The organism is Curtobacterium sp. VKM Ac-2922, from assembly GCF_022815645.1.
In the GTDB taxonomy this organism is placed as follows: Bacteria; Actinomycetota; Actinomycetes; order Actinomycetales; family Microbacteriaceae; genus Curtobacterium.
Window position 1 is genome coordinate 106,848 of sequence record NZ_JALGRO010000010.1, and the last position, 12,538, is coordinate 119,385.

Sequence of the window (12,538 nt, forward strand, 5' to 3'; positions counted from 1 at the left end):
CGGATCAGGGCTGGGGGAAGTCGGCGGGAGTGCGGCCGATGCGTTCGGGCGTGTAGCGGAGGAGGAACCGCATGATGCGTTCCGCCTCGACCATCGCCGGGACCGAACGATCCTGCCCGTCCGGGTCCACGTTGGTGAGCCGGAACCAGGGCGGTTCATCCGTGTGGTCCATCAGGACCGCGGCGGGATTGTCGTCCGGGTGGGTGGGGTCGGTGAACATGACGGAGCCGAAGAATCGGGTGTCGTCGTACGCCAACGTCAGTGACAGCAGTTGCAGCATCAGCCCTCCCTGCCCTCACCGCTGCCGGGGTGCCAGCGAAGGTCATGGGCAAGGTCCGACTTGAAGTGCAGCAGCTGCCGCAGCCCGTTCACCGCATCCGTGTTCGCGGCCACCCAGCTGTCTTCGTAGAGAACGTGCGCGGTGATGAAGTCGTCCGCGCAGCACCCCTCAGCGCCGGTCAGGACGGTGGTGTCCTGCGGGATGACGACCGACACTGTCGCCTCATTCGTAGTGGCGGGCTCGTAGCCGAGCGCCTGCATGTCGGGATGCTCGGCGAAGAACGCGGTCAATCGGTCTGGCGGGACGAGTACGCCGGACTGCTGCGCCGCCCACCGGTCCGACATCACCCCACCCAACGCAATCAGCTGGTCCGCCTGCTCGTCGATGGTGGTGTCGCGGCGCCAGCAGGTCCGGATTCCACCGACACCGGGGTAGGCCGCCAGCGCCCAATCGCACAGGGCGGCGCGATCGGCTGCTTCCCACCCGATCGGCGTGAAGAACACGTGTGTCCCGAGAGCAGGCATCGCGGCACGCACAACATCAAGTGGAATGCCGATGCGGTCCGCGATTGACTGAGAACCCCCGCCGTGGATGGCGATGGCGCGGGCGATCGCGAACACGGTCCGCCACCCTGGGGTCGCTTCCCGTTGCATCGACGTGCCGGACAGCTGCCGCCCGTCAGCCCACACCCGCCCGCGTTTCCCGTTCACGACCACCAGGTCGGGGTATCGGCGCACCAGTGACAGCACCCCGCCCTCGGACCCGCCGGGCTGGAGGATCACATCATCCACCCGGCCCTCGCCGCCGTCGCCGTCGGTGACGGTGGTGGTCGGGTCCGGGGTGGCGAGAAGCGCCGTGCGGCCGTCGTCGAATCGGAGCCGGTCGAACGTCTCCACGCGTGCGGTCAGCCCGGCCGCAGCGAGGGCGGTGAGGGTCTCGGTGATGTCGATCGTGTAGCCAAGCCCGAACGGCAGCGACAGCATCGACTGCTCATGCCGGATGGTCCGCACCCACTGCCGGTCAGACATCAGCCGCACCAGCCGCTTCAGGACCACGCCCCACCGCACGAAGCTTCGACAGTGCGTCCATCACTTGAGTCGCTGCCTCACGCAGCGGGTCCGCAGGATCCGACAATGGTGTTCCGTTCAGGAGCGTGAACACCCACCCGTCTTCGCTGGTGCGGACGTTGACGGTCCGCTGCAGGATCTTCGGCCCGGTGGAGTTCGTGAACGTCATTCCGGCCAACGTCGGCCAGATCCCGGCGTCGAACTGCGCCGACAACGACAGCAGCCGCAACGGCACCGGCTCGAATCGCGGCGGACCATAACGATCAGACATCGCCGGTCAACCGCGGGTCATCCTCCGACAGCCGCTCCAGCCCGAGCCCCGAAGCGTCCAGGATCGCGTTCTCGGACTCCTCGCTGGCGACGAACGAACCGATCTGCGCGTTGACCGCGACAAGCGTCCCTATCCGGCTCCGCGCGTCGAGGACTACCGCCGCGACCTCGTCATCAGTGCAGTCGGAAGTCAGTTCCGGCTTCGACGGGTGCAACGCCGGGAACTCAAGCTGCTGCACCGGCGGATGCCACTTGACGCCGATGCGGAGGACACGGCCATCGTCATCATTGCGATAGAACATCGACCCGAAGGGGTGGCCCATGTCGAGGGTCAGGTCAGCGCCGTAGAGCGTCCAACCGGCAGCAGCGCGAGTGGGGTCCCAGCGCTGGACGGTGAGCGCGCCCAACCCCATCTTGATGCCGGGGATGAGGGATTGGCCCTCCCGGACGTCCGTGTAGAGCGCGGCGAGGCCTGGAGGACTCTCGTTACGCAGGTCTGAGAGTGCGATGCGCTTCAGTCGGGGCGATCCGACGTGCTGCCCATGCGGAACTGGGTCTTCATGGCCGCTGCTCATACCGAACCCCTTCCCGAGCTCCACCTCAACCAGAGCCATGGTGGTCATAGTAAGGAACGACGGTGTGGCTGTCTAGGTCTGGTTCGCTGCTCGCGGCTACTCCTATGCAGGGAGGTCGCCAAGGGCAGGGTGGAGCACGGCGGAGTTCGCACGTTCTGATCGTCAGCGAAACGCTTCAGGAGGGGGTAAACGAGCGCATTCGGGCGATTTCCCTTATCGGGTCATGCGCAGCGTCAAGTCCGCGTGATCCGTGCAACGGCGGGCCATCGGCGGGGTGTGGGGGCGTCTTCCTTGCTTACTTACATCTTTCTATCTCTTATGTGTAGGTAGTAGGTATATAGCTCCAGCAGGTACATATATGCCCCTATCCCTACAGCTGTACCCCTCGCGGGAGTAGGTGAGATTGGAAGGAGTCGTGATCGCGAGGTGCCGAGTCCTCCCCCCGCTCCAGCCCGCGTCACCAGCTCCCGTCCGCGCATAGCAGGTGTCGACGCCGCACGGTGCGGCCTCGGAGGGATACGCATGCAGGATCGATTCTGGTTCACCAATGAGAACGGTGATGGTTCGGCTGAAGCCACGGTGATGGACGACATCACCGTCATCGTCGAACGGTCCGGGCTGACGACCATCGACGGGCCCGCGGGCGGATCGACGACGTTCGATTTCGATGACGCCGTCGTCCTCGCCGCCGTCCTCGAAGAGGGGATCCGGGTACTGCGCGAACGCGGGTACCGGGAACGCGACGACGTGCTCGCGTGGCTCGCCGATCATTCCGGCTGACCGTGAGCGCACGTCACAGGAACCTGCCCGCGCATAGAGGCTGCGACCGAAAGGAAGCACCCATGCCGAACCACACCCGTGAGCAGCGACTCGACGCCTTCATCGAAGCGGCGACAACGAGGCATGCCGGCAAGTACGACTACTCGCGAGTTGCAGAGAAGTTCGTCAACGCGCACACCAAAGTCACCATCGGCTGCAGCGAGCACGGCGACTTCGACCAGGAGCCGAACGAGCACAAGCGTGGCCAGCGGTGCCCGGACTGCTCGGGACGACGGAACTCGCGGGCGTCCGTCCGCGGCGCCAGGTTCACAGCGCGAGCCATCGACCTGCACGGCACCCGATACGACTACTCCGCCGTTGTGTTCGTCGACCAGCACACCGACGTCACCATCGTCTGCCGCGAGCACGGCCCGTTCGCGCAGCGTCCCACGAACCACCTCGACGCCAACGGTCCGAGCGGCTGCCATCGCTGCGCCGAGCGATCTCGGCCGGCGGCGCTGAGAACCGCTTGGGTGAACCGCGAACGCACCCAGCGCCGTGACGCTGACACCGGGGAGTTTCTCGCAGCCTAAGACAAAGAAACCGGGTCGCCGCCGCGAGACGGGGACCCGGTCAGAGGCTCGTCCGCGACGAACCAAAGAGGCGCGACGGTCAGTTCGCCGCTTCGTACGCGTCGCGGACCTGCTGGCTGATGCGGCCACGGGCGGCAACTTCGTGCCCATTCGCGGCAGCCCACTCACGAATCTTCGCGAGCTCATCAGGCTTGCTGCGACCCTTCGTGGCCGCAGATCCCGACGCGGTTCGACCACTGCGACCGGTGACCTTCCGTGCAGCTGCGACGTAGTCGGAGAACGCCTCGCGAAGATTCTCGACGCTGTCATCGGAGAGATCGATCTCGTAGTTGCTGCCGTCGAACGAGAACTGGACGGTGCGACCCGTACCCGCTTCGATCACATCCCCGGTGAGGTCATCGACGAGGTGAGTAGTGACCTTCTGGGCCATATCGTGCTCCATTCGCTGATAAGTGCCAACCCATCGTGACACAACGCCTCGATGCCCGTGGCGACCGCGACCGCTCCATAACCCGTGAGTGGCACGCAATCCATGTTCACGCGATGCCGCGACAACGCACAGTTGCAGCGAAGCCGGACCTCACTGTCGCGCGGGGTGCCCACCACGAGACGGCAAAACTTGCCCCTGTAGTGCCCGCGCACCGTCGAACGCTGAGGACGTCGTGGAGCAGGCAATACCCCGTCGAATGGCGCGAGCCGACCCCCAAGCGCCTGTCACCGTTCGGTAACGCACGTCTCCGTCGCTGCTCCGCGCATAGAAGCACCAGGAAGGACGGGACAGACGATGCACCACGATGAGATAGCTCGGTCAACACCTGATGGCGCAGTGCCGCCCAGCCCCAGAGTGCGACGGAATGGGTCGGCCGTCGGCGGTAGGGTTCCGATGCACAGCAGGTGCGGATCGGTGGGCGGCGCGTTGGCTGAGGAGGCGGACATGTTGACGCAACTCGACGTGCCGCACCTCGACGCGGAAGTGGCCTCCGACTGCTCACCTGCCATCATCCGAAGCCCTCTCCGGTACCTCGACCCCGAAGCGGTGAGCGCAGCGGCGAAGCGAGAGTCACGGAACCGGGAGAAGCACCTGCCGCCAACGGGTGTGTACCGGTGGTGGGCGCGACGAACGGAAGCGGTCAACGGTGCCCTCATTGACGCTGCCGCGCTGGATCACTCCGAGCAGATGCTCGTCAGTGACCCGTTCTCCGGTGGAGGAGTCATCCCGCTCGCCGCGGCGCTCCGCGGTCATCGTGTCTACGCGCAGGATCTGAACGAGTGGGCCGCGTCCGGGTTGCAGGCGATGTTGGAGCTCCCCGAACCTGCTGCGTTGCAGGACGCGATCGCCGCGCTATCACAGCGTGTGCTTGCCAGCTCTGAAGCAGCGTACGGAACGGTTTTCGACGACGGAACTCCGGGGCTGATTACGCAGACGTTCCGCGTGGCGCACACGTCGTGCTCGGTGTGCGGGCACGGTCAACGTGTTTTCCCGCACGCGATGGTGTCCTTGAAAGTCCGAGCGGAGAGTCGCCAAACCGCAGCGTTCCTTGCGTGCCGTCACGGGCACCTGTTCGAGGGCGACGTCGTAGGTGATTCGGCTTGCCCGGACTGCGGGGAAACGGTTGCACCGTCGGCGGTGTACACCCGTGGTCGTATCGTCACCTGCACCGCTTGCGGGTCGGGTGAGCGTCTCGAGCAGCGCATTGCCCGCTCCGGAATCCGGTGGGACATCGTCCTAATCGAGCGGTCTGCGTCGAAGCGGCGAGAGCTTGCCGTGCCGCGGCCAGTTGAAGTGCAGCAAGCACACGATGCTCGGTGGGCGCCCACTCGAACGCTCGGTCCGATCCGAGACGGACACGAGACTCGGGTGCTGCTACGGCACGGGTTCCGGAACTGGGAGGATCTGTACCCGAACCGGCAACGTTGGTTCCTTGAGATGCTGCTGAACCTCGTTGACGACTGCGCCGACGACGCTGCCGTGCGAGGCGCGCTCCGGACCGCGATCATCGGCGCGGCAGAGATGGCTGGCTTCGTTTCCCGGTGGGACCGGTACTACCTCAAAAGCTACGAGTCGATGGCGAACCATCGATTCAACTTCACGACGTTCACTGCTGAGCCCAACGTTTGGGGTGCGACGCACATCGGCCGTGGAACAGTTTTGCGCCGCTTGGTGCGACTTGTGCAGATCGCTGAGTGGATGCGCGCCAAGCGGACCCATGATGCTGACGTGACAGTGGTGCAAGGCAGTTCAGAGCGGCAGGCACTCCGGGACAACAGCGTGCACCTCGCGCTCACCGACCCGCCGTACCACGACGATGTCCAATACGGTGAGCTGTCGCTTCCACTGCGCGCATGGGCAGGAATGTCGCTCGATGAAGCGGACGGTGATGCGGCGGTGAACCCGAGCGCCGCAACCACCGATTCCGCGGCGCTGCTGTCCCGGATATTCCATGAAACGAGTCGCACGTTGCGACCGGATGGCCATCTGATCTTCAGCTTCGCGAACCGCGACGTGCGTGCGTGGATCGACCTGATCAGTGCCCTCGACACTGCAGGACTCCGCGCGATCGGCGTGGAGATGGTCCACAGCGAGAACGAATCTGACCACGCCAAACGCAGTGTTCGTGCGTGCACGCTCGACCTCATCCTGGACCTCGTACCGCGAGGATCGACCCCCATCGCGCAGCATCGTCCACGAGTGGTGGACTCGGATGAGGGTCGATTCCTCGCGACGGTCGCTGAGCAGGTACTCCTGATCGGTGCGTTGCAATCCGACTGGGCAGACACGTTCCGCCGACGTCTCGAAGCTGAGGCCTTCCTGCAAGACCAGAAGCGTTAGCGCGCGTCCAACGGCAACCCCGGCGTCAACGCGGTGACGTCTAACGTCACCCGGGCACTCCACCATCGAGCGTGTTCCGTTGCCACATCGACCGGCAACCAGTGAAGGAATGCAGCGCCGGCAACCCATCCCACAATCGGCTGATCCAGCTGCGCTGCGACAACGACCAGTGACCACAGCGGATCCCGTGCGGCCTGCGTCGCTTCGTTCCGGGAGATGAAAAAGGAGACCGTGGTCAGGTGTGCGGAGACCGCTTTGACCTCGATACGGTGCCGACGCCCACCGGTATCAGGACTGGTGATGTCATAGCCAAGGTCATCGCTCACCTCACTGACGTGAGCGACGGTCGTGGCAAGGTCACTGCGCCCCTGCTGTTCCAGGTACGTCCGGCACGCAGCAGCGACGATCTCTTCGCCCACGCGACCGGCGCGACCGAGCGCTTCCGCGTCCACTGTGCGGGCGATTGACAGGAGGTACGCCTCGCGCCGTTCGGCGTCGATCAGATGCTCAACGAGCTGCTGATCACGATCCGGAACATGCTCCCACTGCAGGTCTGAACCGTGAACAGCCGCCCACAACCACAACGGCTGCTCAACCAGGAGAAGCTCACGGAGGATGAGCTCCGCTGCAACATCCACGGGCGCCCGCCGAATGGGGAGCAGACGGTCAGACGGCACCAGTTGTCCGCCCTCATCACGGAGGAGGTGCGCATCGATGAGCACCTGTTCACCGAGGCGAAGATCGTCGGCACGATACAGGCCACCGCTCGCCGTCGCCTTGTAACTGGCGTCGGCATCTCCTCGTGAAGCGCCCTGGTCGCCCAGCGCAGTGGCCGCGTACGCCGCTGCCTGCAGCAGGAACACAGTGACGGTCATGGGGCTGACCGCACATGTTGCAGCAGCGCGGCAACGTCTGCAACATCGATCGGTGCTGCATGATCCTCCGGCGATGGCAGCGTCATCGTCGCAATGTCTGCGTCGTCGAGCATCTCCCCAAGTCGGGCCGCCTTCTCCGCAACACGGTCGCTGACAACCTCATCGATCGTGCCCGCGGTGACCAGAAACGTCACGTTCGTCTCGATGCCCTCGTCCAGGCCGAGGCGGTGGATGCGGTCCACGGACTGGAGGTATTGACCGGCGTTGAACGTCCTGTCGAGGTAGATCGCATCGTGAGCGGTCTTATGCAAGCTCACTCCCTCGCTCATCGCCGCAGGGTTCGCAAGCAGCACCCAGCAGTCGCTGGTTTCGTCGCGGAACCGTGCCAGTTCCGTCTCGCGTGTGATTTCCGCTCGCGGATCTGACACCTCAGACGGAATTGCTCCGTAGATCGCGGCGGGGTTATAGCGCCTGAGGAGCCGCTGCAGGGCAGGCATGTTGCGCACGAAGTTGGTCCAAATCAGCGTTTTGCGCTTGTTTTCAGCATTGGTACGAACGAGCGCTGCGACCTGTTCAAACTTTGCCGGTAGTTCCACCTCGTTGTACTGCTTGATGAGGTCCCACAACCGAGTGTCAGGGGCGACATGAAGCGGCGGGTACTGGAAGTCGTCTGCCTCGTCGGAACCCGCAGTGAGGAGCCGCGGATTCGTCGCTGCTTCCAGCAGGTACATCACTGTTCGACCCATCCGCGCAAACCGGGCACGGTCGTTGAAGGGGACATTGAACTGCCCTGCGTACTGGTTGCGGAGTGCGTCGTAGATTTGCGCTTGCAACGGCGACGGTTCAACTTTGATGACGAAATGATTCGGCGGCTCGAGATCGAGTTCAGATTTCTTCGTTCGGACGAACAGCGGTCTGACGGCGTCGGCGATGAGGTGGCCGGCGTCCGGTGGCGTGGGCGTGGCAAGCGCGTCCTGCGGGAGAACGCGCATCGCCTGTCCCGGCCACAGAAAATCCAGCAGGGCGACGAGATCCTGCGGGCTCTGCGGTGCAGGCGTTCCCGTGAGCACGTCGCGTCGTGTTGCGAGGAACCCCATGTTCAGGCTCGCTGCGCCGAACGTCCCGTCCCACCCTCGCTTCATTCGATGCGCTTCGTCGAGCACGACCATCGTTGGCTTCTCTTGCACCCACGCCGCCAACTCATCAAACCTGGAGTCCAGCCGGTGATAGTTCACGACAAGGATCTCCGCGCCGTCCGGGATCGACGTGCCAACCACTGCGATGGTTGGTTTCTCGCCAGCGAAGCACTCCCCAACGCCGCTCTTCCACGCGTCGAACGCTGAGATGGGGGCAACAACGAGGAGCCGTTCCACACGTTCAGCGGTGCGTTCCGCTTCGTATGCTGCGAGGGCGACGGTCGTTTTCCCGGCTCCGGGGACAGAGAAGTTCGCTGCATGATCGAGCGCGAGCACCTTGCCGAGGTCGCGGATCTGGAAGGATCGGAGCTGCCGGGTGAACCTGGAGCCTTCAAGTCGTGCGAGAACGGCTTCCTCAGAGAGCACCGGCTGCGTTTGCAGCGCGACCCCGAGTGCGCGTCGCTGCGCCTGATTCGACTGGATGACAGCCCTTAGCGCATCGTCCCATTCGATCCGGACGCTGTACTGCACGCAGGCAGGTCGCAGCCATTCGCGATGACCGACGACACGCTCAACTCCGAACTCCACGCTGGCGCCCGGGGTGCTGCCGTCTGCGCCCCATTCGTTGAGCAATCGCAGCCAGAACCCCCACGGCGTAGTTCCGCGGAGAGCGCGGACCATCGTTCCGTGCAGTTCAAGTTGCAACGTGTTCTCAGGCATCGTCGCCGCCTTCAAGCCGCTCGTCGGTGACGTCGTCTCGGCCTTGCAGCTTCTCGTTGACCACGTCAGTGAATGCTTCCGTTGCCTCGTCGAGCTTGTCGCGAGCCTCCTCGAACTTGTCACGCTTGAAGCTGCCGCTATTGAATACCTCAGTGAATGCAGTCCGGGCGTTGTCGATTGCGCGCACCGCGTCCTGCAGGAACTTCGTCGGAGCAGCGTCTGCATCTACCTTCGAGTCGTTCGCGGCAGCAACCAGCAACGCGTTGATGAAGACCTGCTGAATGGCTGCTTTGAAGTTGGCACGATCAACGGGGATCTCCGCTCCCGCACCAGGCAACATGACGATGCCGTCGGCGTCGTTCTTCGCGAGGAGTGTCAGCACGGTGCGGAACGAGGGCAGCTCCTTGGATGAGTCGTCGGCGGAATCGTCATCGTCGTCGAGGAGGTCCAGGCCGTCGAGGGAAGCATCGTCGTCTGTCACCACGACCGGGGCATCGCCAGAGAGCAAAGCGGCGCTCGCGGCGCCGAGGACCGGGTCGTCCTCCATCGCCTCTGGGAGGTAACGGTTCAGGAGGGTGAGATCGACGTTGCGCAGCTTGCGGTAGTCGATACCGGACAACATGCCCGCGAGTTGCGCATCACGCAGCCGGGCCGCATCGTCGGGCCGCTTGTTCTTCAGCCCCTCGTAGTCGGAGTCGATCTCAATCAACGCCTGACGGCGCTCGTCGAACTCGACAAACGTCGCGGTGTTCCCGCTCAACGTGATGACGTCGCGGATCAGCGACAGCAGACGGAGTTCCGCCTGCACGTACGAGCGTGCTTCCTTGCGCCCGGTGTTCGTGTTCGGCAGGTCCGGCCGCAGGCTCATGCCGAGTTCGTCGATCGACCACCCAGACTCGATGAGGTCCTCAATGAACAGCAGCTGACTGGTGAAGGAGTAGTCCTGCTTCACATCGCGAGCCATCTGCAGCGTCAGCTCGAGTTCGTTGAGTTCCCGATCGGTGGCGTCGGAGGGCAACACCATGACATCGATGTACTGCACGCCGAGCTCTTCAAGAGCAACTGCGCGGGTGTTGGCGTTGATGAGGACACCGCCAGCAGTGATCACGCCGGCGTCCTCTTGCCCCTTCCGTTCAAGGCTGGTTCGGATCTCGGCGAACCCGTCGGTTTCACGGAGGAGGGTGCGCAGCAGGTCCTGCGCCTCCTCGCCGTATGGGTCGGTAGCGACCGTCGTCGCCTGGTCGCTCGGCTTCGACTGCAGCTGCGCACGAATGCGGTGGCTGCGCGGATTGAGCAACACATGATCCAGGGGCACCTGGGCAACCGGCAGCGTGAGACGCTTCCCCTTGTAGGGCACTGCTCCGATCTGGTGTTGCGCGCCTGTTGCGGCAGCGGCGGCTGCTGCCGCATCAGCGACAACCTTGGCCCGTGCTTCATGCGTGATGCTTGTCATCTCTTCCCTCTGTTCGTTGGATCGCTGAGTTCGATCAGCAGCGTGGTCATGACGGTGGGGAGCTGGTTGCAGGCACGAAGCTGTTTCCGGCATGCGTATAGCACGTACCGCTGACGCACGTGGGCGCGAAAACTCTGCGCGCGCATCAGCGATGCGCCTCGAGTTCATCCCCATCATTCGCGATACCTGTCGACGTCATCCCTTGTCCCGTCAGGGGAATGGCGAACGACAACAGCACCCCTGTCGCTCCTCATCCCCGTGGTGATCGCAGCATAACGAACGATTCCGACGAAACAAGTCCCGGGATTGCGCTGAATCCTGGGAGAAGGTTTGCGCTGGCATCAGTCGAAGAACGATTTTCAGCGCGAAGTCAATTCGCAGACGAGGGGAGGGAGGTTTGGGGTAGATTGCGCCCTCCGGGCGATGCCGTCACCGGGTTGACCCTGCGACGGGGGTGATAGAACTCGGCGGGGTCGTCGCTCAATCCGCGCCGAACGCTGTCAGCAGGGCAGGGCAGGGCAGGGCCGGGCAGGGCTGGGCTGGGCCGCGGTCGGTGTTTGAGGCAGAGGTGAGCGCCCGACGGGCGTCGCTGCAGGGCGTCGCCTTCGGGTGTCGGAGTTCACCCATCGCTCACGGACGGTGCCGCACGCAACGAGGTTGCAGCTACTGAGCGTTGTAGTGCCGCCGTTCCGCGGCCCATTCCGCCGGCGTTTCCGGCGGAAGTGGAGCAGGCGGAAGTGTCGTCGGCCACCAGAAGGACACCGGCCGTTGCGGAGCATCCCGTTCCCCTGACCAGCGGAACTGTGGTGTGGCTTGCAGGAGCGTGCGCCCATCGTGCTGCACGTTGCGCAAGCGCATTGGGGCTTTCAAATCGGGCACGAATAGCCGCTGCGCGAGACGCTCGCCTGGCTGTGACACCACGTGGCGGTGCGCGTTGCCAAGCAGTGCTCGGTTCAGCTCGAGGGTGTCCGTCCTGCTGAGGTTTCGCGTGGTGTCGACCGCGGGAAGGTCAGGACGGAACAGTGCCAGGACGTGGTGCGGTCCCAACGGCACCGCGATGACCGGTGCAGCGTGGAAGCCAGCGTGAGGGGAGTCCATGTCGCCGTGATGCTCAGTCAGGAGTGTCACCGGCTCGTCAGTCGTCAGCAGGGGTGCGGCCGACTGGAACGTGACGGGCACCCGTTCGACGAAGTTCGGCATCAGGGCGTTCGCCGAACGCATCGACGCTTTCATCTCGAGCTCTGGGCTCCGCGCAGCGGACCATGGATCATCGATCACTCGGTCAAAGTAGGCCTGCAACTCCGCGACACGTTCGGCGGTCGGTTCCGTGCCGTTGCGTTCGAGATGCGCGGCGATTGCCCCAGGCTTCCCAAGCTGCCACATCCGGTAATACCCCTCGCCGAGCAGCCATCGGCCCTGATACCTCCACATGCGAGAGCGAGTGACTTGGACGGCAAGAAACTGGAGAAACTGCCCCTGCAATTCCGGTTCAATCGTGTGTAGTCCGTCGTCTCGAACGATGGGAAGGAGCGGGGCGGCGGCTCCTTCGACTGCGGACAACCACGTCTCCCAAGCGACTGGAGAGCCGCCATCGACCATTCCTTCGTTGATGCGGTAATAGTTCGTTTCAACGAGTGCGTGTTCGGGGCGCACCTCGAAGGTACGTCGCTGCTGCAGCAAGTCAGTGACCTGCACGCGCTCATCGATCGACCATTGATCGAGGTAGAAGCGCGGCACGAGATGATGTCGGCGAGGTTCCTGCCCGGCGGCCGTCATCGCCGACGCGGCATCTAAGACATCGCGAAGCTGCGCCCGTTGCTGGCGCGAACCTCGCTGACGCCGTCGCCGTTTCATGGGGTTGAGAGTAGATCGAGACGCTGACATCAACGAAGCGCGCTCGGTCACCGCAGGAGCTCTCCCGCAGCATCAAGCTCGCAGGCGGCGACCGAGCGCGGGCGACAGATGACGGCGTTCGCGGTG

12 protein-coding genes are annotated in these 12,538 nt (G+C 64.2%); 3 read left to right on the top strand and 9 right to left on the bottom strand.

The annotated features are described in order from the left end of the window. Positions 1-4 precede the first annotated feature (4 nt). From MT346_RS12975 to MT346_RS12990, 4 genes are read right to left on the bottom strand one after another with little or no spacing between them, the layout of a single operon-like run. On the bottom strand, positions 5-280 hold the full coding sequence (locus MT346_RS12975; RefSeq protein WP_243563491.1) for a hypothetical protein: 276 nt from the start codon (positions 278-280) through the stop codon (positions 5-7). Then, complete coding sequence (locus tag MT346_RS12980) at positions 280-1,335, bottom strand: hypothetical protein (RefSeq protein WP_243563492.1); 1,056 nt, start codon at positions 1,333-1,335, stop codon at positions 280-282. The genes MT346_RS12975 and MT346_RS12980 overlap by 1 nt, the downstream gene beginning before the upstream one ends. Next, entirely contained in the window at positions 1,301-1,618 is a 318-nt protein-coding gene (locus MT346_RS12985) for a hypothetical protein (protein ID WP_243563493.1), read from the bottom strand. The genes MT346_RS12980 and MT346_RS12985 overlap by 35 nt, the downstream gene beginning before the upstream one ends. Next, positions 1,611-2,231 (bottom strand): hypothetical protein, encoded by a 621-nt coding sequence (locus tag MT346_RS12990; protein WP_243563494.1) that lies wholly within the window; start codon positions 2,229-2,231, stop codon positions 1,611-1,613. The genes MT346_RS12985 and MT346_RS12990 overlap by 8 nt, the downstream gene beginning before the upstream one ends. Positions 2,232-2,714: 483 nt before the next feature. On the opposite strand from MT346_RS12990, the gene MT346_RS12995 reads away from it, so the two are divergent. Together MT346_RS12995 and MT346_RS13000 are read left to right on the top strand one after the other, a co-directional pair. After that, on the top strand, positions 2,715-2,972 hold the full coding sequence (locus MT346_RS12995; RefSeq protein WP_243563495.1) for a hypothetical protein: 258 nt from the start codon (positions 2,715-2,717) through the stop codon (positions 2,970-2,972). Positions 2,973-3,034: 62 nt separating this feature from the next. Beyond that, the gene (locus MT346_RS13000; RefSeq protein WP_243563496.1) at positions 3,035-3,544 is read left to right on the top strand and encodes a hypothetical protein; all 510 of its coding nucleotides are present in this window, start codon (positions 3,035-3,037) and stop codon (positions 3,542-3,544) included. 79 nt (positions 3,545-3,623) lie between these two features. Here the strand turns inward: MT346_RS13000 and MT346_RS13005 are convergent, their stop codons facing one another. After that, positions 3,624-3,974, bottom strand: coding sequence for an Lsr2 family protein (locus MT346_RS13005; RefSeq protein WP_243563497.1), 351 nt, complete (start codon positions 3,972-3,974; stop codon positions 3,624-3,626). Between the two features lie 504 nt (positions 3,975-4,478). Between MT346_RS13005 and MT346_RS13010 the strand changes: the two genes are divergently transcribed. Further along, a complete protein-coding gene (locus MT346_RS13010; protein WP_243563498.1) occupies positions 4,479-6,374 on the top strand; it encodes a hypothetical protein in 1,896 nt (631 codons plus the stop codon). On the opposite strand, the gene MT346_RS13015 is transcribed toward MT346_RS13010, so the two are convergent. The 4 genes from MT346_RS13015 to MT346_RS13030 form a co-directional block, all read right to left on the bottom strand. After that, positions 6,371-7,249, bottom strand: coding sequence for a protein NO VEIN domain-containing protein (locus tag MT346_RS13015; protein ID WP_243563499.1), 879 nt, complete (start codon positions 7,247-7,249; stop codon positions 6,371-6,373). The genes MT346_RS13010 and MT346_RS13015 overlap by 4 nt on opposite strands. After that, positions 7,246-9,105: a DEAD/DEAH box helicase gene (locus MT346_RS13020; protein WP_243563500.1), complete on the bottom strand. Its 1,860-nt coding sequence runs from the start codon at positions 9,103-9,105 to the stop codon at positions 7,246-7,248. The genes MT346_RS13015 and MT346_RS13020 overlap by 4 nt, the downstream gene beginning before the upstream one ends. After that, on the bottom strand, positions 9,098-10,558 hold the full coding sequence (locus tag MT346_RS13025; RefSeq protein WP_243563501.1) for a hypothetical protein: 1,461 nt from the start codon (positions 10,556-10,558) through the stop codon (positions 9,098-9,100). The genes MT346_RS13020 and MT346_RS13025 overlap by 8 nt, the downstream gene beginning before the upstream one ends. A 663-nt stretch (positions 10,559-11,221) precedes the next feature. Beyond that, positions 11,222-12,412 carry a DUF4238 domain-containing protein gene (locus MT346_RS13030; RefSeq protein WP_243563502.1) on the bottom strand — a complete coding sequence of 397 codons (1,191 nt, stop codon included), beginning with the start codon at positions 12,410-12,412 and terminating at the stop codon, positions 11,222-11,224. Positions 12,413-12,538: the final 126 nt, after the last annotated feature.